The sequence below is a fragment of the Enterobacter cloacae complex sp. 397G4 genome, assembly GCF_050031515.1.
Classification (GTDB): domain Bacteria; phylum Pseudomonadota; class Gammaproteobacteria; order Enterobacterales; family Enterobacteriaceae; genus Enterobacter; species Enterobacter hormaechei_C.
The window spans coordinates 17,734-38,265 of record NZ_JBLGWE010000002.1; the positions used below are offsets into that span (position 1 = coordinate 17,734).

18 protein-coding genes are annotated in these 20,532 nt (G+C 42.2%); 11 read left to right on the forward strand and 7 right to left on the reverse strand.

Annotated elements, in window-relative coordinates; all coding sequences use genetic code 11:
* Nucleotides 1-57: 57 nt before the first annotated feature.
* The 4 genes from ACQG1Y_RS23700 to ACQG1Y_RS23715 are packed head-to-tail and all read right to left on the reverse strand — an operon-like array spanning nt 58 to nt 2,738.
* Nucleotides 58-447 (reverse strand): hypothetical protein, encoded by a 390-nt coding sequence (locus ACQG1Y_RS23700; protein WP_000815011.1) that lies wholly within the window; start codon nt 445-447, stop codon nt 58-60.
* Nucleotides 444-965: a hypothetical protein gene (locus tag ACQG1Y_RS23705; RefSeq protein WP_000598517.1), complete on the reverse strand. Its 522-nt coding sequence runs from the start codon at nt 963-965 to the stop codon at nt 444-446. The genes ACQG1Y_RS23700 and ACQG1Y_RS23705 overlap by 4 nt, the downstream gene beginning before the upstream one ends.
* Entirely contained in the window at nt 958-1,794 is an 837-nt protein-coding gene (locus ACQG1Y_RS23710) for a hypothetical protein (RefSeq protein ID WP_000700976.1), read from the reverse strand. Before ACQG1Y_RS23710 ends, ACQG1Y_RS23705 begins: the two co-directional genes overlap by 8 nt.
* Nucleotides 1,791-2,738: a metallophosphoesterase gene (locus tag ACQG1Y_RS23715; RefSeq protein WP_000718595.1), complete on the reverse strand. Its 948-nt coding sequence runs from the start codon at nt 2,736-2,738 to the stop codon at nt 1,791-1,793. Before ACQG1Y_RS23715 ends, ACQG1Y_RS23710 begins: the two co-directional genes overlap by 4 nt.
* Before the next feature lie 363 nt (nt 2,739-3,101).
* Between ACQG1Y_RS23715 and parM (ACQG1Y_RS23720) the strand changes: the two genes are divergently transcribed.
* Nucleotides 3,102-3,590: a plasmid segregation protein ParM domain-containing protein gene (parM, locus tag ACQG1Y_RS23720; RefSeq protein WP_238788065.1), complete on the forward strand. Its 489-nt coding sequence runs from the start codon at nt 3,102-3,104 to the stop codon at nt 3,588-3,590.
* Here parM (ACQG1Y_RS23720) and ACQG1Y_RS23725 read toward each other — a convergent pair.
* Nucleotides 3,525-4,222, reverse strand: a protein-coding gene (locus tag ACQG1Y_RS23725; RefSeq protein WP_095033700.1) for an IS1-like element IS1B family transposase whose coding sequence is annotated in 2 segments (ribosomal slippage) — nt 3,525-3,973 and nt 3,973-4,222 — 699 coding nt in all. Because the reading frame shifts where the segments join, the coding sequence is not laid out codon by codon here. The genes parM (ACQG1Y_RS23720) and ACQG1Y_RS23725 overlap by 66 nt on opposite strands.
* Nucleotides 4,223-4,289: 67 nt before the next feature.
* On the opposite strand from ACQG1Y_RS23725, the gene parM (ACQG1Y_RS23730) reads away from it, so the two are divergent.
* Together parM (ACQG1Y_RS23730) and ACQG1Y_RS23735 are read left to right on the forward strand one after the other, a co-directional pair.
* Entirely contained in the window at nt 4,290-4,916 is a 627-nt protein-coding gene (parM, locus tag ACQG1Y_RS23730) for a plasmid segregation protein ParM domain-containing protein (protein WP_074156499.1), read from the forward strand.
* Between the two features lie 11 nt (nt 4,917-4,927).
* Nucleotides 4,928-5,566, forward strand: coding sequence for a hypothetical protein (locus ACQG1Y_RS23735; RefSeq protein WP_012695436.1), 639 nt, complete (start codon nt 4,928-4,930; stop codon nt 5,564-5,566).
* Between the two features lie 56 nt (nt 5,567-5,622).
* Here the strand turns inward: ACQG1Y_RS23735 and ACQG1Y_RS23740 are convergent, their stop codons facing one another.
* A complete protein-coding gene (locus ACQG1Y_RS23740; RefSeq protein WP_072201439.1) occupies nt 5,623-6,591 on the reverse strand; it encodes an IS5-like element IS903B family transposase in 969 nt (322 codons plus the stop codon).
* Between the two features lie 443 nt (nt 6,592-7,034).
* Between ACQG1Y_RS23740 and hdtA the strand changes: the two genes are divergently transcribed.
* The 8 genes from hdtA (at nt 7,035) to trhN (ending at nt 19,584) form a co-directional block, all read left to right on the forward strand.
* Entirely contained in the window at nt 7,035-7,487 is a 453-nt protein-coding gene (gene hdtA / locus ACQG1Y_RS23745) for a H transfer determinant A (protein ID WP_000952689.1), read from the forward strand.
* Nucleotides 7,477-7,902, forward strand: coding sequence for a hypothetical protein (locus tag ACQG1Y_RS23750; RefSeq protein WP_000836981.1), 426 nt, complete (start codon nt 7,477-7,479; stop codon nt 7,900-7,902). The genes hdtA and ACQG1Y_RS23750 overlap by 11 nt, the downstream gene beginning before the upstream one ends.
* A gap of 8 nt (nt 7,903-7,910) precedes the next feature.
* On the forward strand, nt 7,911-8,465 hold the full coding sequence (locus ACQG1Y_RS23755; protein WP_000235773.1) for a plasmid transfer protein: 555 nt from the start codon (nt 7,911-7,913) through the stop codon (nt 8,463-8,465).
* Nucleotides 8,466-8,584: 119 nt separating this feature from the next.
* Nucleotides 8,585-12,889 (forward strand): IncHI-type conjugal transfer protein RSP, encoded by a 4,305-nt coding sequence (rsp, locus tag ACQG1Y_RS23760; protein ID WP_001232109.1) that lies wholly within the window; start codon nt 8,585-8,587, stop codon nt 12,887-12,889.
* Nucleotides 12,890-13,166: 277 nt separating this feature from the next.
* A complete protein-coding gene (gene trhF, locus ACQG1Y_RS23765) occupies nt 13,167-13,679 on the forward strand; it encodes an IncHI-type conjugal transfer protein TrhF (RefSeq protein WP_001286760.1) in 513 nt (170 codons plus the stop codon).
* A complete protein-coding gene (locus ACQG1Y_RS23770; RefSeq protein WP_001256132.1) occupies nt 13,666-15,177 on the forward strand; it encodes a TrbC family F-type conjugative pilus assembly protein in 1,512 nt (503 codons plus the stop codon). Before trhF ends, ACQG1Y_RS23770 begins: the two co-directional genes overlap by 14 nt.
* Before the next feature lie 144 nt (nt 15,178-15,321).
* Nucleotides 15,322-16,377, forward strand: coding sequence for an IncHI-type conjugal transfer protein TrhU (gene trhU, locus ACQG1Y_RS23775; protein ID WP_181231580.1), 1,056 nt, complete (start codon nt 15,322-15,324; stop codon nt 16,375-16,377).
* A gap of 18 nt (nt 16,378-16,395) precedes the next feature.
* Complete coding sequence (gene trhN / locus ACQG1Y_RS23780) at nt 16,396-19,584, forward strand: IncHI-type conjugal transfer protein TrhN (RefSeq protein ID WP_000776701.1); 3,189 nt, start codon at nt 16,396-16,398, stop codon at nt 19,582-19,584.
* Nucleotides 19,585-19,612: 28 nt separating this feature from the next.
* Here the strand turns inward: trhN and ACQG1Y_RS23785 are convergent, their stop codons facing one another.
* Nucleotides 19,613-20,485, reverse strand: a complete 873-nt coding sequence (locus ACQG1Y_RS23785) for a hypothetical protein (protein ID WP_000771834.1) — start codon at nt 20,483-20,485, stop codon at nt 19,613-19,615.
* Nucleotides 20,486-20,532: the final 47 nt, after the last annotated feature.

Below are 20,532 nucleotides of genomic sequence, written 5' to 3' on the forward strand. Positions count from 1 at the left end.
TGAACTGCATCTTTATGATGCAGTTCATATGATTTATATTTTTAATTTCTTGTTATATTAATATGGGGTGTGCGCAGGTTCAGACATATAAGGTCTTAGTTCTATATGAACAGAAGCGCCATTCCCATCATTTACTACGTTTAAAGGTGCTTTTCCCGGCAATGACATAGTTGCAACGTCAGGTCCAGAAACAGCAAAATTATTTTCTGCTGAAGGCATTACTGTAAAAATCTTTATAGCAACATTTTCATGTCTAAATAATGAAATCCCAAAAGTAGAACCAGCTTCGGTATTGCTCACGTCCACAACCACAGGGGTTTTTCCTAGATATTCATTAGTTAGTATGTTTTTTACTAATGCCCCTTCCGGGACAGTATAGATACGGTATGGATATGCTAAAGCCGTGTGACAAAAACATATTAAAATAACAATTAATGTTTGTTTCATAGATTATCCTCATTCAAAAATAAAAGATATAACTCTTGAAAATCGTGGTTAGTAATTAGGTCCGCTTTTCCGGGAAAATCGTAACTAACAGAAAATAAAAGCGAAAGCGAATCTTTTCCTTTTGCTTTGGGAGAGATTCTGCTAAAAGCACGGTTAATAAACATAAGTTGATCTTCATTGTTGAAGCAAAGTCCAAGCATTCCAACCGTAGGAACTACGAATGTGCTTACGCTGCCTGGGGGCAAAAGTTGCTTACTACGGGCATTGTAAGCACAACGACTACCACCTAGCGTTAGGCCTGAAAGCTCAATAAAACTTCTGGTTCCATTCTTGGCGACAAGCCAAACATCAGTTCCTGAACTTTCGACACGTAAAGTAACTTTTCCGTCAGTAAAGGCCTCACTTTTATTGTATAGAATAGGGTCAAAACCAACTGTCGGGAGTTCTTCGATTTTACTTTCTACTGACTGACAACCAGTCAGTAATGCAAACAATAAAAGTGTGATAACTTTAATCATCCCGCTTCCTTAGATTGTTTTTGGCGCTCGTTATAAAAGATAATGATTCACCGGGGTAGAGAATTGTTTCTTTCGTCCAATAACCATAACCACCGAGGATATTTTTTCTTTTCTCAATATAAACGGGTTCAGAAAATACTAAATGTTGATATTTAGGAAGAGATAAGATTTCATATTTTCCTTGTCCAACTAAGAGGTAATTCTTCTCTTTAGGATTGATGGTTACTGGATTACCAACACTTTGAGGTATGTTAAGTTTTTTTATATTTAGGTCAGAATAGTCAGGAACGGACACTTGATCATTAGACGTATTTCCGGGAAGAGTAAACCCTTTACCCTGATCCGGTCCAAAGATGGCAATTATATCTTTGTTGTTTCTTGTGATCGAAACGATAGCCTGAAGGGGCGTATTAGCAAGGTCATTTATAAACGATATAGTTAGACTTGATTTTGGCTCGACCCAAACAATGCTTTTTCCGGATGTGCCTTCGCTTAATGCAATTTTTTCATTTAGTAAGATTTTATTTTTGGCAATGATATTATACTCAAGTTTTGGTATCACAATAAAAAGTGATTCTTTATTTGAAACATTCATGATTTCTAAGAAATTGGTTTTGGTCATGCTGGTCTTTAGAACAGGCCTATATTTACCATTTATAAACCACCTTCCGTTTATAAGCTCCGCTTTAGCAGATATAAGTGAATCACTTTTCTGTGCGGCAGAAGAAAAAGCATCTTTTCTATGCTCTTTCTCTTGATGTGGTGCAGCTGCTGCGTGAAGATGCAAAAGTAATGTTGAAATTGAGATAATCTTCCAATTTATCTTCATCTTGTTACCTCAATGTTGTTTTCAATCGAATCGAGTTCTAAAGGATAGGTTTTAAGTGAATAAAACTTGTTTGTTGTTTGTATTAGCTGATGACACAATAAAACTGGATTGTTCTTCATGATTATTTCTACTAATGTAAGTGCTGGTGAGTCAGTTTGCGGTATACCCGGAGCAACTATTACCTGGTCTTCTAATTTTGACATATAGAGTGATCCAGTATTTATATGCAAACAATTACCGATCAGTACTGGAAGATTGTTTTGAGTACGACCATGGGCTTTTCGAATGCTGTTTACAGGATTCCTACCTAGGACCATAAGGTTGACGTCATTTATCATCATTGGTATTACGGCATGGTCCATACCGAATAGAAACTGGCTCTGAAAAATATTCACATTGGCATAGTTGAATGCTTGAAGCGCATTATAAGTATCAGTGAATGATGTGCGGATAGGGGCGTAATCAGAAGGGCAAACCCCAATTTTTATATCGCCTTTTAGTAAAATCTGCATCATCGTACCAAGCTGGGTATTAAGAAGTTTTTTTACCTCTTCCTCTAAATAGTAACGATTCACAGCTTTATGCCACTTTCCGCCCATTACACACCATCTCTCATTGAGGTATGTGCTGGGGTAAAATGTTCTCCGGTCTTTGTTTAATGGTAACAATTTTTTTAACATTTCTTCTCCGGCTCCGGCAGCTGAGAAATGCCTCACAAAACGTCCATCGAAAAAGCCACTGTTTATCGCCTTCATCAATTCTATGGGTTCCGGCCCATAGTCAAACAAATTTCCAGTAGAGAAAATTACTATCTCTTCTTCTGGCTTTGTAACTGATTGGATCAAGTTGCACAGCGCAGAGTAATGTCCATGAGGATCTGCCAGAAAGAAAATCCTTCCGGAGAAGTTTGTAAGGTCTATAGTTTGGACGTGCTCAGCTGCCATAAATTCCTCTACGTATGTTTACATCGATGATACGGTATTTCGAACTATGATTTTTTTACAAAAAGGCGTCATTTTGGATTCTAAGCCTAAGGACCTTTGTTACTTACAGGTAAAGGCCCCAGTCCTGGCTCTCAAACAGTTCATACTTAGGATGCAAAGTAACTTTCTGATTATAATTGGCTCCTTTATAAACATGGTTAATACATGAATACAGGAAATTTAACGGTAAGGTATTTAAAATGGAAGGATGCTGAAATAACATAGACTTACGTATTTTTTTAATAGTGTTAATGTTGATAATAGGTCACCATTAATGTATAAAGTTAATATCTAATATGGTCCTATTAATAAAAGAGAGTTTTTATGGCTGAACTATTAAAATCTGAAAGTCCTGTTTCACCATCAGTGCAGGATATCACTGAAGCTTTAAAAATCGTTGTCGATGATGGAAGTAAAGCTGCAAAACTGGTTTGTCTTAATGAAAGAAACGAATTAGTTCCCTTGCTTACACAAAATAGTTTTGTTCCAGATTTCCGTGTTCGCCATGAGGGTCTCAATCCTTTTAACTATCTTATTGATGGGCTGGAAAGGTTTTCGCATCACAGCGAATCTAGTAACTCACTGGAATCGACTGATGTATCTCACCAATACGATGAAATTAGCCGGTTAAATGTTCACCATGCACTTCATGCTTCTGGTTTAGTTCCTCAGGATGTTCACCTCTTTGTTACTTTACCACTTAGCCAGTTCTATACTGCTTTAGGGGAAACGGGTAATGACTCCAACTTATTGATAGTGTTTTATGTTCAGATAATGCCCGATGACTTTGTCATGCAGCTCCACCGATTTTGAGAACGACAGCGACTTCCGTCCCAGCCGTGCCAGGTGCTGCCTCAGATTCAGGTTATGCCGCTCAATTCGCTGCGTATATCGCTTGCTGATTACGTGCAGCTTTCCCTTCAGGCGGGATTCATACAGCGGCCAGCCATCCGTCATCCATATCACCACGTCAAAGGGTGACAGCAGGCTCATAAGACGCCCCAGCGTCGCCATCGTGCGTTCACCGAATACGTGCGCAACAACCGTCTTCCGGAGCCTGTCATACGCGTAAAACAGCCAGCGCTGGCGCGATTTAGCCCCGACGTATCCCCACTGTTCGTCCATTTCCGCGCAGACGATGACGTCACTGCCCGGCTGTATGCGCGAGGTTACCGACTGCGGCCTGAGTTTTTTAAATGGCGGAAAATCGTGTTGAGGCCAACGCCCATAATGCGGGCGGTTGCCCGGCATCCAACGCCATTCATGGCCATATCAATGATTTTCTGGTGCGTACCGGGTTGAGAAGCGGTGTAAGTGAACTGCAGTTGCCATGTTTTACGGCAGTGAGAGCAGAGATAGCGCTGATGTCCGGCAGTGCTTTTGCCGTTACGCACCACCCCGTCAGTAGCTGAACAGGAGGGACAGCTGATAGAAACAGAAGCCACTGGAGCACCTCAAAAACACCATCATACACTAAATCAGTAAGTTGGCAGCATCACCGGGGAAACGAATATTGAAAATATTCAGAGAAAAAAAGATAATCTGATGAAACCAGTAGAGCGTTATCTTGACGGTAAACGCTATTCTTTTAACGTTTTGTCTGTGACTGTTTTCCCTGAATCTTTACCAGCTGTGACCCGGGCAGATGAAATTGAGGATATTGCTTCATTTGAATCAAGTTTGGTAATTGATCTTGGTGGTACTACTCTTGATGTTGCAAGTATTACTGGGCAATTAGAACAGATTTCGAAAGTAAAAGGTTTTGACCGTATTGGTTGTTCTATTGTTTACGATGAGATCAGCAGGTATCTTGAATCTGAGAAACTGAATACGAGTAATGCTTACATTCATCATCTTGTTGATAATCGTCATGATAAATCAGCTTTGAAGGTTGCAGAGGACAAGCGTGACGGTGTTTTTGATGCGGTAAACTCTGCGGTACAGAAGTTGCAAAGTAAAGTAATCAGAGCGGTTACACAAGTCGAAGAGAGGCCTCATAATGTTTTCCTTGTTGGGGGAGGTTCATATCTCATCGAAACAGCTATTCGTAAACATTTTGAAACGGCTAAAGTTATCATGGTAGACAATCCGCAGTTCGCATTATCTTTGGCAATTGCTGATACTATTTATTCAGAATAATGAGCTAGAACATGGCTAAATACCCTATCTCAAATAAGGCAGATAACGACCGGATTCAGATCCGGTCTTTCTGGATATCCGAAAGAAAAGCACCCTATGTTTATAGTTTCTTGAAAAAAACAGAACTTTGTCATAGGGGTGACCAACTGGATTTAATTAGGTCGGCTATTAGTACCGGGTTGGTATTAAATAATTTATTTCCTGACTTGGCAAATTTTATAAATGGTTTAAACGAAAGATTAACACTTGCAGATCTTAATAGGTTTCTGAATGATGGAAATACTATAGATACTGAACCTAAGCCTCCTATTAATGTATTGCTAGAGAATGTCTTAGATCAAAAGTTTAAGGAGTATTTAACACCTCTACAATTAGATAATTCAAAGCAGGATTCTGTTTCTGTAAAAGAAACCTTCCTTGTACAAAAGGAACATGCCTGCTTTGGTGTGAAGATTGAAAATGAGGGAAGCGATACCTCTATACCATCTGAAAGCCCACTTTCTTCAGGTGCATCCAAAATTTCAAAAGAAAAGTCCATTTCCTCTGTGGTGCCAGTGCTAGAAAAAGTATCGGATGAAAATCAAACCGCCTCCATAAGCATAAAATCTAAAGCTAAGGCAAACAAGCGACTAGCGACTTTGGCAAGATAGGGCTTTGTTGAATAAATCAGATTTCGGGTAAGTCTCCCCCGTAGCGGGTTGTGTTTTCAGGCAATACGCACGCTTTCAGGCATACCTGCTTTCGTCATTTTGTTCAGCGCTCGTACCAGGGCCATAGCCTCCGCAACCTGACCATCGTAGTCACGCAGCGTCAGTGAACCCCCGAACAGCTGTTTTACCCGGTACATCGCCGTTTCCGCTATCGAGCGACGATTGTAATCTGTTGTCCATTTCCACCGCGCATTACTCCCGGTCATTCGCTGATTAGCCACTGCACGGTTACGGTCTGCATATTCACCGGGCCAGTAACCCGCACCTTTTCGGGGAGGGATAAGCGCGCTGATTTTCTTACGCCGCAGTTCATCGTGACATAGCCGGGTATCGTAAGCGCCATCGGCGGCGGCTGACCTGATTTTCCGGTGGGTTTGCCGGATTAACCCGGGGAAGGCCTCTGAGTCCGTAACGTTGTTCAGCGACAGGTCTGCACAGATGATTTCATGTGTGTTGCTGTCAACTGCCAGATGCAACTTTCGCCATATACGACGGCGTTCCTGGCCATGCTTTTTGACTTTCCACTCGCCTTCACCGAAGACCTTCAGCCCGGTGGAATCAATTACCAGGTGTGCGATTTCACCCCGGGTGGGCGTTTTGAAACTGACATTAACCGACTTTGCCCGCCTGCTGACACAGCTGTAATCCGGGCAGCGTAGCGGAACGTTCATCAGAGAAAAAATGGAATCAATAAAGCCCTGCGCAGCGCGCAGGGTCAGCCTGAATACGCGTTTAATGACCAGCACAGTCGTGATGGCAAGGTCAGAATAGCGCTGAGGTCTGCCTCGTGAAGAAGGTGTTGCTGACTCATACCAGGCCTGAATAGCTTCATCATCCAGCCAGAAAGTTATGGAGCCACGGTTGATGAGGGCTTTATTGTAGGTGGGCCAGTTGGTGATTTTGAACTTTTGCTTTGCCACGGAACGGTCTGCGTTGTCGGGAAGATGCGTGATCTGATCCTTCAACTCAGCAAAAGTTCGATTTATTCAACAAAGCCGCAAGATAGGTGAGAGACAGTACAATCGACTTCTGAGTTCAACTTGTCTTACCAGGAAAGCCAGCATACTTGCTGGCCTTTTTTTTGTTATAATAAACTCAGGCTTCAGCTGAATCTGTAAAATTACTGTTAATGAAACGGTATTTTAGGTTAATTTGGATGCTGTTACAGGAAGTGCGGATTTTTCCTAAATTTGTAAAAAACCTAAGAATTATCTTAATAAATCTGGTACTTAATTATTATTTTACGTAAAAAGTCTTTGTGGTTTAATGGTTATGTAAGGATTTTTTGATACCCTTATACCCGATGGACCTAAGGTCACTGACAACGATGTTCATGTAGAATCTTCGTTTCTGTAATCCCTTTTGTCCTTGTCCCAAATGATTGATTATTATAATAAAGGCTGATCGAATGCTATCTCGCAACTCACTAATACATGGTTTACGCCGAGACCAGTTAATCGGAGTTCTGACTATTTCAGAGTTTCCGGTAGTTATGGTAGAAAGCCACTTCATTCAGTCTGAGGTTATGGGAATAAAACCCGTAATTTTTAATATTGATGAGCTTCTTGTTTCTATATCCCCAATTTCCTCTCTTAAGTTCGATTGGGAGTGGGCCCCAGTTGATACAATACTCATTGAAGTTATCATTCCACCTGTAGAGTCAGACCTTGTAAGTGCAGAAAATGACTTCCTCCGTGATTCTGGTATTGGCCATATCCAGTGCGAGCCTGGCGGAGCATCAATACGACGTACAGTTACCTTCGTTGGTGGAATAACCGCTGATAACTTACTGTATCAGTTGAGGCTTATGTGCGTAAGCGCGTTAAAACTTTTAGGAGAGGAACTGGGGGATGAAGTCTAAGATTAGATATGTTTTATCTGGTTTTGTTGTGTTATGTGCATTTGCTGGAGTTTATAAAATCCTAAACAATGTTCCGGTTAAACCTGACCTTTTGGACTTCACTGGAAACACATTTAAAAAGACATCACTCTTCCTGCCATGTGATAAAAGCTCGCCTTCTTTAAACATTAAAATTGCTGATAACGAGAAAATCGTGATCAACGGCATCGCTTCAAAAGTAACTTTTGTTGAAAAGGCTGACCCCGTCAAAAGCCCTGGTTTTTGTGATGATCTTGATCTAAACAATTCTCGCCTTGTACATACGGCATCTTACAGCCTGGTGATTTCTGAAACCAAAACAGGATTTACACTATCAAATTTCAAGCATCTTGCCGATGATGAATCATTAGGCGGTATGTGGTTTTATCAAAAGTGACTTTTTATATGGCAACTTCAGACTTCGCTCTTAAAAACCATAATGTTAAAGCATTTGGTCAGGATGCAGCCCTTGTCATTGAGATGAACAATGAAGATGTTAGCTCATCAAAACCTTCACCTTTTTCAAATGAGATTGATAATTATTATCTTACATTGCACGTCGCTCCAAGGAACGCAAAAAAAGATTATGACTGGGGCTCAAACCGTTCTGTACTTCTAAAATTGTCGACGAATGAAGTTATGCAGATGGCATCTGTATTTCTTAGAATCATGCATACTTTAAAGATTGATAAGAGGAAAACCTCACATCATGGCCACGTCGTATACAAAAATATAAGCGTTACCCCAAACGAGAGGGGCGGTTTGTTGTTATCCGCAGGGATAGTTCCAGTCGATAAAGATGGCTTAAAACCCTTCATGCACATGGTCCCCGTCTCACAAATGGATTGCGTTAAAATTGGCCTCTACATACTTGGATATCTTGCTCAAAAAACGCCCTGGGTAAGCTCCGAGTCTATAATTACCGCGCTTCGCTTATCTGAAGCCAAGAATTCAAAATAGCGCATTAACATACGGAATATACGGAAAAATACAGGTTTTTTTAAATGTTATACGAACGGATATTTCTGTTTTTCATCGTAAAGTGAGTTTAATTTTGCTCAGAAAAACAGGTATTCGTCATGAGAAAATCAGGTTTAGGTTTAGCCCTGTTGTTTTCTTTAATTGCTCCGATTAAAGCGGTCTATGCTGAAGCGATTATGATTTCAGGAAAGCTACAGGCTGATTTGCCAGCCGTATCCTTTGACCCGGGGCCGGGCGACTTTGTTGCATACGTTAATTCTAACACTATCACTGCCTCAGGTGCAGGCACAGCCTGTAATGTAACGGTTGATGATCGAGCGACTTCCTCTGTTGATAACCTCGTTTGTTTTTTCGAGTGGTTACCCAATACCTTGGGATTAACTTCTAACGGCTTCACTCTTTCAGGCGTTCCCAACACCACCGGTGATTTAAAACTACCTTACAAGATTTCTTACTTCTCTGGTTCTGAACGGAAAAAAGTTGAAATAGTAAAAGGTGAATATTCAATCAAAAGTGTGGCACCGGTAAAACCAACTATCACCGGTCTTAAATCATCCCTGAACGGATTAGTCTATGACGGCTTTTCTTTCAAATCGTATTTAAAGGATGAAGCGATCAAAGATATCGCTGTTTCTGTTGAACCCCGCAATTATATTCAATACATCTCAATAGGTTCAGGCTCCGCCTGTGAAGTACCTATTGGCGGAACTTCCTGTACCATTGAAGTTGGAAGCATTAAGGCCAGTGATACAGATGAACTTTTGGGTTCACGTGATATCACAATTACAGCAAACTCTAAGAATAATTATTTCGCACCTCCTGAATCCAAAAAGCTTGTTGTTAACTGGGATTATCGGCCTCCTGTAGTAGACCATACACTTTGGAATTTTACCGATGAGGCTAAAACAATCAAAGTAGGTGGCCAGGACATCTATACCGGAGCCAAAACCGTTGCTGTGGCCGTTAAGGTACCCCAGCAAGAAACAGAAGGTGAATGGTGGCTCCCAACAGCTATGTCGCTCACTATGACTCCGGATGGCGTGTTTAAGCCGACGACTAAAGTGACTTTAGATGATGGCACTGAGATTGATTTCAAACAGTCCTGGGCAACCCCTTTACGTAGAACTTTACAGCCGGTAAGTGGACCTCAAAAAGTCGGTGATGAGTACCTCTATATCTTTGACTTAACGGATCTTATAAACGGGTCCTACGCAGCGACTTTTACAGTAGAAAATACGAGCAAAAACTCTTCTACGTACACTGAGCCTGAAAGCAAACTGATGCTGTCTGATAACCCAACGCTTATGGTTCTCAAAGATGGGCAGGTATTAACTAAACGAGCACCCGTATACTTCCTGAACGAGATTATCGTTGCAGCTTTCCAGGGGCAGGCTGGGGTTGCTGACATAAAATCAGTAACAATAGACAACAAAGTAGTTTCGTTAACACCTACAAATTATAAAGGTATTTACTACCTGCCGGTTGGAGACGATTTAGCAGTTAATTCGGATCACGAGATTACTGTGGTGGCTGAAAACCTTTATGGAAAAAACGTAAATTTCAGTACCGTGTTCACTTATCAACCTACTGGATTCACTCTTAAGAATCTGGAAAAAAACGTAACTCTTTACTCGCGCGTACGTCAGTATACGGACCTGCTTAGTCAAACAGCTGGTGATAAATGCACTCTGTTTACCACAGAGGAAAATGCGAATGCTTACCTCGCCTGGTATGGGGAAAAATCAGATGTTACAGCATGCTACCCTCAGTGGAACAATGTCCCTGATGGGTTGGAGTTCTATTTTAAAGGACGTACCCCGGGTCTAACTGGATTCTTTAATAAAACAGGTGAGAATCTGCTCGACTATCAAGTCTATATGATTAACGGGAAGGGCTCTAAAGCGGTTTCCGCAAGGAATCGCCGTACTCTGACCACACAATTACCATACAACCCGATCATCTCTTACAAAAAGAATAAAGTCATAGCAGGCATCAATCCGAACACTGCTCTGGCTTATACGACCGGGGGGGAGGCCGCTCGAATATTAGCGAAGGTGGTACCAGCTGACGTTACGATGATCGTCTCTCAAAACGGCTCTGAGGCTGTCAAAACGTCATTTAAAAATCGTTCCTCAAACAACGATGCAACGACCTTTGTACAAAGGGTCAAGGTTGCTGCTGCACCATTGTGGACAAAGAACGTCTTTGACATAGCTGTAGAATACTCAAAGGATCCAGAATTAAGAACTACAGACACCCTCAACGTATATACGGTGCCTGATTTCAATATTCGAGCATCGATGGAAGTGGATGACAAAAAAACAGCCACATCTCTTGAAGTGCCCTTAAAGGTAACAGTGGGGCGTTATAACAACTCCACACGTAAAAGTGCATTTGACCGTAAAACAATGGGAGAATGGGACGTCACGATATACTCTCAAAAAAGTGTATACGGCAAAGATCCAGAAACAGGCCGTTATAAAACTACATACGAAAGAACTGCGCTGACTGAAGCATTGCCGGTCAATGATGCGGGCATTGTCGAAACCAAGATTAAAATTGAAAATATGGATCTGGGTAATATGCGTCTGGTTGGTGTGGCTAAGGTCAGATCGCCATTCTCTGATTTTGAAATGAAACGTGAGACCAGTGCTGTAGGCATTCGAATCTATAAAGGTGAGGAACTGGAGGGTAACCTGTCGAAAAGCCTTATTATCGGAAGGATCCCACTTAGTACTCTGGTAAGCTTCAAATCTGCCAGTACGGCTAACTCTGATGCACTCGCCCCCACCGAATGGCAGCAGTCCTCTGATAATGGTCAAACCTGGACCATGCTTTCCGACATGACCGGAAAGAGAAGTGTAAGTATCAAAAAGACAGAAGTAGGAAAGTGGCTTTATAGGGCAAAAATGACTAATAAATTCACATCCAAGATTTCCTACACAGATGCCTTAACGGTAGTTACCTACAAGCAGCCTAAGCTCAGTATAGATGTTACAGACATTCTTCAGGGCTCAGATATACCTGTAACCCTGCTTGATAACGATGAACCTATACCAGCAGGCACCGCTGAGGTTCTCTGGTCAGAGGATAAAGTCAACTGGGTGCAGGGAGATACAACTTACACTGTGGCTTCAGCTGATACCCTACCGTCTACGATTTATGCCCGGATGCGTTACCTTGATTCCGATGAACTGGCAGAGGAGTCTTCATGGAAGGAAACGTCTGCTCGGTTGGCAGCCGCAAAACCCAAGCGCCTTTCTGTCTCGGTAACGGGGGTTTCAAAGGTAGAGGTTGGTCAAAAAGTTACTTTGGAAGGTAAGTTCACGAACCCTAACAGTAAGTACCAGAATGGTAATAACGTAGTTGAAGAATGGAAAACACCGGATGGCCAGACATTTAAGGGCTCTTCACTGTCTGTTACCCTTACTGAGCAAATGTTGGATAAACAGGGATATGCTGCTTTTGAATACAGTGCATGGTTAGCGGACAATAAGGAGAATACGGTTTCTACCCGTAGAGTTTCTGTCAAATCGTGGGTTTATAAATTTCCCGAGATGAAAATAAGCTCCAAACTTAAATACGACATGGCACCGACCACCCTACGCGTTGCGTTGAGCGGTATTAAGGATGGAGACTATCCTGGTGTTACTTATTCCCGTGAATGGATCTACGACAAAGAGAATCTGGTAATCACTAAAGATGAAGGTGACACCAAAGAATTTACAATTGAAAATCCTGGCAAATATACATTGATGGTTGTTTTCAAAGATAACCGAAACAATGAACAGCGTATCGAAAATACCTTTGTTGTCGATGAACAAACGCCAATGAACGTTGAGATGACACCCAAGTTCTCTAACAAATATATGAGAGCTCCACTCGATGTAACCTTAAGGTCAAACATCAAGCTATCTCATTCGGCGGACTCGATAGATACGGTCACATACAAGGTGAACGGTGAAGTAATACCCAGCGGCAAAAATTATTGGGCTCAACTGATCTCGGGTTTAAAAGAAAAGAAATACGAGATTACAATTGATGTTGTTAGTAAACTTGGACAGAGAGGTTCAGCATCTGTTGAGTTTGATGTCGTTAAAAACGCAGTGCCTAATTGTACATTGAGCTACACGGAAACCAACCTAAGCTGGAGCTTTACCAATAAATGTGATGATACTGATGGAAAAATGGTTAGATATGAATGGTTCATCAACGGCGAATTAAGGAACGTTTTCGGTAGTACGGCTACACTTTCTAAAAACCTTAACCGTGGTAAGCAGGACATAAAAGTAATTGCTTATGATGATAGTGGAGACTTTGCAACACAGCACGTGACAGTTTTCGGACCGGCTGAAGAGGCAAGTAAGTCTGAAAACACTGTATCAATACCAAGCAGTGAGTAGTTAATTTTTAAATATAAAGCCGGGACATTATGTCCCGGCTTTTTTATACCCAATAATTGGACCTTTGAAAAATTAATGTCGGAAAGTAACTTTGCTCCAAAGGCATCTTTCATGGCCGCTAACAAAGCTGCGTATACATGCTGAGGAATTAACATTCTTATAGGTGAATATTAGGTTGGTTTGCAGACTTCCGAGCGTTGAAAAACATGGATAATAATTACTTGGATAGAGGTGCATCTGCCTAGTAAAAATATTCTTCAGTGCCAGTGAGAAAAATATGAGCGACTACATACCTAAAAAGAGAGGGCTGCTTATACTGGATTGGTATGTCCCCCTTAATATTTTATTGCTGATTCTCGTTATGTGTGTCTTTTTCACCCGTTATACATTTGGATACGGTTTATTGAATGGGTGCCTGCCTGCTGATTTTTATATGATTGATCATTCGGATAAAAGTATTAAAACTGGTGAACTCATAGCATTTAACATGCCGAAATCGGTACGTTTTATCCCAGAAAATGAACGAGTCATAAAAATTGTTGCCGGTGTGGGCGGTGACAAACTTAAAGTAACAATGGATGGGGTTTATAACGGGGACAAATTTTTTGAAGCTAATGCACGTCGTATTTCGAAGAAATACAATATTCCGTCCATTTTGATTGAAAAAGAATTGATAATTCCTGAAGGCGAAGTTTTCCTAATTGGGCAAACCGATCACTCATGGGATTCCCGTTTTTGGGGAACAGTAAAGCTGAATTCAGTAATTGGGAAAACATATGCGATCTTTTAATGTAAATAAAAAATATTTACCAATACTTCCTGGACTTGCGTTATGTGCAGTTTTAAGTAATACAAATGCAAGCACTGAGTATCAACATGATGCTGACCTAATCGCTCAGCAAGCAAAAGGGCTTGGGGCACAGGCTAAAGGTGCACAGCAGCCAGATGGGGCTCTTAGCCTTGATGCTACGCTAAAATCACCAGATGTGCAGAAGTACATAGCGCAAGCTGAAGCACTCCAAAAAAACCAGGACCTGAGCAAGCAAATAAACCGTGGTTACGTCCCCGGTATGAATGCGGATAGTGTTCAAGCAGTTATAGACCATACCCAGGCTATCAGGGCCCAAAGTAATAACTCTGAAGCTGTCAACGATATAATTAGAAGACGTGATGAAATTCAAGAAAACGCCAGCCTTAATGAAGCGGCTCTGAAAGCTGTGGAAAATAAGCCGGAAGTCATGCGAGGACAATCTAAAAATATCGAAAAATTGTTTGGTTCCTCGGGCATCACAGCTGCTGACTTCGAAAGAAAAATGGATAGCACACGTGAAGAAGCACTATCAACTGAAAATGGAATAACGATCTTTGCTTCATTTAGCTTGCCGGATTATGTACTGGAAGACCTTCTACGTACGGCCTCAGAGCATAAAGCTCGTGTAGTTTTCAATGGTCTAAAGAAAGGAACTACTCGGCTACCAGAGACACAGGCAGCAATAAACCAAATGATTGTCAAAGGAAAATTTGAATCTCCTTTGATTACAATTGATCCTGATAGCTTCAGTCAGTATCAAGTAACTCAAGTACCGACAATTATTTCTAGGGAGCAAGCTCGTTTTGCAAAAATGGTAGGCTCCTTCAACGTTGAGTTTTTTCAGCGAGAACTTGCTAAAAAACCCGATCAGGATATTTTCCCGGTTGCTGGTACCACTTATCCCGTTGAAGAAAAGAGCATCATTAAAGAACTGGAAGAACGTGCACAAAAATATGACTGGGAAGGTGCAAAAAAAAGGGCCGTTTCTGACACATGGAAAAATCAATGGATGGTCGACCTCCCTCCTGCCCAGGAACACAAAGAATTTTTAATTGACCCTACAGTGAGGGTCACTCAGGACGTAAAAGATAAGCAGGGCCGTGTAATAGCTTCCGCCGGTGAGTTGATTAATCCACTTTCGAGATTTCCTCAAAACCTGACGATGATAATTTTCGATCCACTCAATCCGGGCCAGCTGGTATGGGCTGAGCAGCAGTATCGACAACGTCTGGGTAGTGGAAAAGTAATGCCAATGTTTACCCGTATCCAAAAAGATAATGGATGGGATCACCTAAATGATTTACGTGAAAAATTTAACGGTAAGGTGTTTAAAGTTAACGAACAGATCATCTCACGCTTTCAGATTAAAAACACACCTGCGCTTATAACTACTGACCAAGATAAATTCCGGATCACCCTGTTTAGCGAGGCAGAAGTCCGTGGTATCGGAGCCCCAAATCTTTCAGAGGAAAAATAAGATGAAACTCGGATTTATTATAGGCGCTCTCTTTGCAACATGGCTGACGCTAAATTATCCGGACCAGATGAGAAGTTATTTTACCAAAGCCGTCGACTATATCGAAAGTGTTGCAACATTTATTACATCCAAGTGAGCATGATGGTGAAAAAATTCAAAAAGTTACTTTTAGAGTTCATTGTAGCAGTTATGCTTTCGCTTTCTATACCGGGTATGGCTATGGCAGCAGATGCTGGAGTCCCTGGGGCTATGTGTCAGTCAGCTGGAGTGTGGCAGGGCTTGATTAAGAATATCTGTTGGAGCTGCATTTTTCCCATGAGGATAATGGGCATAGGGGCAGCTCCAGAAGGCGCTGCTCCTTCACGTCCGGGTTGCTACTGCACAGATCAGAACGGCGTACCGGAAATAGGTTGGCAATTGAGCTTCTTTCAGCCGGTGAAGATTGTAGAAGTTGTAAAGAGCCCCTGGTGCAGCCCCTTTCTTGAAGGCACGATGCTTCAAAAATCGCAGTTTGATATTGGTAAAAGCAACACAAATCAGCCAATGACAGCAACTGAAGCCGGATTTTACGATGTTCATCTTTGGGAGTTCCCAATCATGACAATGCTCAAATTACTGATTATTGGCGAGTGCACTGCTGAACCCTATATAGATGCCAGCCTGACCTATATAAGCGAAGTGGACCCTATGTGGGAAAGTGATCTGCTTACACTCGTCCTGAATCCAGAGGCAGTAGTTTTTGCAAACCCAATTGCCTCAATGGTGTGCGCTGCTGACTGTGTAGCAGTAACAGCAGGAAAGGATAATCTCGCTGCATACTTTTGTGCCGGATGCGATGGCAACCTTTATCCATTAACCGGCCACATTTACGCAAATGATGACGCTGTAAGGACGAGTTCACTGATAACCCAGCGTCTTCTGACTAAACTACATCGCCAGGGAATGCTGATGCGAACGATGGGAGCAGACGCAATGTGTGAGAAAACGTGGGAATACTTTACACCTCGTTCCCAGTATCGGCTTTCAATGCTTTTCCCAACTCCTGAGGCGAAAGGGCCGGATTGCTGTCATCGTCTTGGTGATTCGGTACATGACTGGTCAACCCTTAAAGGTGGGCGCAAAAAAATAGGCAATGATAATTATGTCTATATGTTGTGGCGTTACAATGACTGTTGCGTCAGATATATACCAGGCGCTTGATTTCTAAGGGTAAAAATAATGAAACTTAGAAAAACGATAGCTTCAACTATTATTGCATCAATGATTGCCAATACTATGAGTTGGGCTTTTTATATCTCTCTCATAAATATGGTAATGACTCCTCGTATTTATGCGGCAGACGCTATATTTGACCAGCTCGAAAGTAACTTTAATCTTGCTAATCCTAACGCAAATCGCAATGCGACAACCAGTGCTCAGGACATTGTTGAGAAGTACAAGAATGCGGATTCAGGCGAGAATGTCAGTGGGAAGATCACCGAGAAATACGTGGGTAAAGCCGAATCCGCTAATCTTAATCTCGGAAAGTATGGGGCAGGGAACTCAAATGAAAGTGTCATGAAAAATGCCGCATCCGATGGAAAGTCCATTGGTAGCGCCGTACAACTGCCGAGTATGTCTGGAGGGACAATCAATTCAAACTATACCAAGGAAGGGGCAAAGCTGCTCTCTCGGGATGCTAATGGCAACATTGGTATAAGCAGTAATCCCAATACTACTCCTGGAACCAAAACAAATACCGGAGAGATTTTCAGCTCAGAGCAAAAGCACAGCGATATTAAGTTCAATGCCGCAGATCGTTATGGGGATGAGGATGGCTTTGTAAACGATATAAAGAATCGGAAAAGCCAGTTATTTGATGCTCAAAGTTATGATGGCGTTGCCTACCGCACCCTCGTAAATGCTAACAAGGACAACCCGGCATCATCTATAAAGCCTAACGATCCCATGTTTACTGCGGGGAGAAATGAGATAACAAATGCTGTTGCTGGTACTGGAAACTGGCTTCAGAACTGTAATGTTGAGACCTCTAAAAAAACAGTAACCACACACTATCCTGATTACAAAGAGTTCTACTGTAACTCGCCTAAGCAAGATAACTTCAGCAGCTGCACGATAACCCGTGATTTTTCAGTCCCTGTTTACATTTCAGGCGGAAACGGAGACATGTCGATGTGCGGCGATAATTGTGTGCGTATATGGTTTGGTCGCCGTGATGACAACTACTGGAGTGACGGGGTATATGATAACGAACTGACATTAAAATTCCATCCGGATGCAAAATTGGCCTCAGCAAAGATTGTTAACGCGGAGTGGGATGACCACATGCGGGTAACACTTGATGGCACGCAGATTTTTGCTCACATAGATGGTGCATATCGAGAAAGTGACTATCCGGCTCCTAAGGGATCTTGGGAGTTAAAAAAATCGTGGAAACTCGACAAGGTTTACGATGTGACTGATAAGGTCAGAAAATCGGTGTATGAGGAGCCTGATCGAGAAGTGACAATGGCATCCAGAGTATGGGTTGGTGGGAAGGGTGAAGGGTATTTTGAGGTTGAGCTGACTTTTGAAAATATGAAGCTCGAAGATAAGCACGTCCAGGAACCAGCTGGTTGTTACGATGCTGTACAAGCTCCGAATACATTCTGCCGTTTCGATCGGTTTAAAGATATGGATGTTGGCACAAAACGGCTTCCGGAAAGCGTGCTTTCATTGGCAAAGCCTCTGTATGAAGGTGATAAAGGATTTCTTACCTGGAAGACAAACCTTGAAGGCTACTTTTGTGATCCATTGGCCAAAGACAAAATTTGCTCTTATGACGCTAGTGGAAAAATTATGAAAGACGCTAATGGAAAGGACCTCTGTTACAACTATGAAGAAATAAAGAGTATGCCTGATGCATGTAGTGCTTATAAAAATGATGCAGCATGTGTACTCGATAAACAAACATGTGCAGAGGGTTGGTTCGATGAGGGCACTAACAGTTGCTACATGTATGAACAGAAATACACCTGTGACAGAGGGAAGGATGTAGTTCGGGAGGTTGAATCTTCTACAAATGCCTGTGTTGGCATGATCCCATGTTCAGGTGGAACATGCGAAACTGGGCCAAAGGAAGAGAACAACGATTTTGGAAAAGTTGCGGCTTATTCAAACATGGTTCAGTACATGCAGGGCGAAGCCAAATGCGAAGACCCTAACGATGCCAATTCATGTTCCGTCTTTGAAGGAAAACCTGAATGGTGTGGTCGTTCAGTAGGCTTTGTAAATGGCCTGGCAAAGACGGACTGCTGCGAAGCACCACAGGGAACCGCAGGAGCACTTGAAGGTATCATGCTTGCCGGATCTATGATCAGAAACACAAACTGGACCAGAGTTAATGCTCAGCTAATAAAATGGACCGGCGGTGATACAGGTACATGGGCTTCTATGTCTAATGCGGTCGGAGAGTGGACTGCATCAGCTGGTAAAACAGTAGGGCAAATGTGGAACAACGTCACGAGCTCCTTAACGAGCGTATATGAAAACGTCGCTGGTAATCTAAGCAGGGCAGTTGGGTCTTCCGCAACTTCTGGAGGGGCAGGAGGTGCTGGCCAGTTGGCACAGGAAACAATGTCCAGCTTCGGTATAGGTCAGCTTAAGCAGATGGCAATGAAGAAAGCCTACGAATTGCTACCAGATACAGTTCGTGACTTTGTCTTTAAGAACGTTGCTACTACCGGAGGAGAGGTTGTCTTCTCGGCTGCGGTTCAAAACTTTATGCTTGCATTAAACGTGATCGGTTGGATTTATACAGCCTATCAGGTCACTAAAATGCTTTTAGAAATGTTGGTAGCATGCGACCAGAAAGAGATGGAAGCTTCTATTCATAAGAATCAAAAATCCTGTTTTACATTAGATACGGAACGATGCGTCAAATATCTGAATGTTGGTTTCACAAAGAAATGCGTTAAAAAAGCAACAGACATGTGCTGTTATAATTCCATGTTGTCACGCGTTATTATGCAACAAGCTTATCCGCAATTAGGAATAGACCCTGTCGCCTCTAATTGCGTGGGGCTATCAATAAAGCAAATACAGCAACTGGATTTCGATAAAATTGATCTGACGGAGTGGATTAATGATGCAGTTCAGGTAGGAGAAGTTCCTGATCAATATTCAAAATTCTCCGAAGAATCAATTGTGGAAAACTTACCATTCCAGAATGAGAACTATCAACTTCCATCAGAACGTACCAAGGAAGCAATGGGCGGTGAAGAAAATATGATAAAGGCCAGACAAGAAAATGCTCAGGCTATAAAAGAGGAAAATGTAGATTGTAGCTATTTACCTCGACCGGCCATATGTGAGGTAGGTTCAACTACGCTGGATCCGGTTACGGGCAAGCAGTTGCCGAAATATTGAAGAAGGGGCCGTTAGGCCCCTTTTTTAATTACTTGGCTTTCAATGTTTTTTCTGGGAAGCCTTTTTTACCGTATTCACCGGTAAAGAGGTAATAATCTTTTCCGTTGATGGAGGCTGCAACACCCCCTGGAGTTGTTGTATTTGGGCTATCAGAACGGAAAATGATACCCGAAAAATCAGCGCTTGTTTCGTTTCCTTTAAATGGGATGAACACATAACGAATTACAGCGTAATCACCAGCGGGAAGGTTTAGCTCAGGAATTTCGGTTCCTGTTGCGGGGCGAATCGCCTGAAAGCTGTACATTGAATCTGTAGGGAAAACATCAGCATCAGGCTTAGAGGGCAGATCACAGGTACTCCATTTATTGACGACTGCCATATCAATTTTACATGTGGCCAGAGCTGCTTTCTGTTTTTCAGGGTTGTATCCAAATGAGGCCTGAGTTGCTTTTGTATGCTCAAAAACATACTTAGCTCCCTCACGTACCAAACTTTCATCATTGTAAGGCAATTTTTTTGGATTGGGGACGAACACTAGGTATTGATTGACCTGGATGTATTCGGCGTCAGAAGAACTGTACAAAGAGCTGAGGCTCATGATCCCAAAACCTTTTAGACCGCCTGTTACGTAGCCCATCGAACTATTGATGAGATACTTAGAAAGAAAGTTGTCGGCATCCCCTCCAGGAGTAACCTCTTGCTCCTTAAAATTAACGTCGAAACCAGCAAACGAATAGGCATTCTTGGCGACAGAATCATTTGCATTAGCATGCCAGTACTGGCCGTGACTGTACGCATTCAGAGCGGTGCCTGGCGTAGTGCCGGTGTCACCGGCACAACCCGATAGGGAAAAACCAATGACGACAGAAGAGACCAGAGATACTAAACGTAAAAGTTTCATTTAAAGCCCTTTTTGTAATGTCTTTTGGAGATGGAACCATTATTCCA

What these genes read in the sequence shown, in the direction of transcription:
- ACQG1Y_RS23700 (WP_000815011.1), bottom strand. Translation starts at nt 447, where the DNA reads ATGAAACAAACATTAATTGTTATTTTAATATGTTTTTGTCACACGGCT.
- ACQG1Y_RS23705 (WP_000598517.1), bottom strand. Translation starts at nt 965, where the DNA reads ATGATTAAAGTTATCACACTTTTATTGTTTGCATTACTGACTGGTTGT.
- ACQG1Y_RS23710 (WP_000700976.1), bottom strand. Translation starts at nt 1,794, where the DNA reads ATGAAGATAAATTGGAAGATTATCTCAATTTCAACATTACTTTTGCAT.
- ACQG1Y_RS23715 (WP_000718595.1), bottom strand. Translation starts at nt 2,738, where the DNA reads ATGGCAGCTGAGCACGTCCAAACTATAGACCTTACAAACTTCTCCGGA.
- parM (WP_238788065.1), top strand. Translation starts at nt 3,102, where the DNA reads ATGGCTGAACTATTAAAATCTGAAAGTCCTGTTTCACCATCAGTGCAG.
- ACQG1Y_RS23735 (WP_012695436.1), top strand. Translation starts at nt 4,928, where the DNA reads ATGGCTAAATACCCTATCTCAAATAAGGCAGATAACGACCGGATTCAG.
- hdtA (WP_000952689.1), top strand. Translation starts at nt 7,035, where the DNA reads ATGCTATCTCGCAACTCACTAATACATGGTTTACGCCGAGACCAGTTA.
- ACQG1Y_RS23750 (WP_000836981.1), top strand. Translation starts at nt 7,477, where the DNA reads ATGAAGTCTAAGATTAGATATGTTTTATCTGGTTTTGTTGTGTTATGT.
- ACQG1Y_RS23755 (WP_000235773.1), top strand. Translation starts at nt 7,911, where the DNA reads ATGGCAACTTCAGACTTCGCTCTTAAAAACCATAATGTTAAAGCATTT.
- rsp (WP_001232109.1), top strand. Translation starts at nt 8,585, where the DNA reads ATGAGAAAATCAGGTTTAGGTTTAGCCCTGTTGTTTTCTTTAATTGCT.
- trhF (WP_001286760.1), top strand. Translation starts at nt 13,167, where the DNA reads ATGAGCGACTACATACCTAAAAAGAGAGGGCTGCTTATACTGGATTGG.
- ACQG1Y_RS23770 (WP_001256132.1), top strand. Translation starts at nt 13,666, where the DNA reads ATGCGATCTTTTAATGTAAATAAAAAATATTTACCAATACTTCCTGGA.
- trhN (WP_000776701.1), top strand. Translation starts at nt 16,396, where the DNA reads ATGAAACTTAGAAAAACGATAGCTTCAACTATTATTGCATCAATGATT.
- ACQG1Y_RS23785 (WP_000771834.1), bottom strand. Translation starts at nt 20,485, where the DNA reads ATGAAACTTTTACGTTTAGTATCTCTGGTCTCTTCTGTCGTCATTGGT.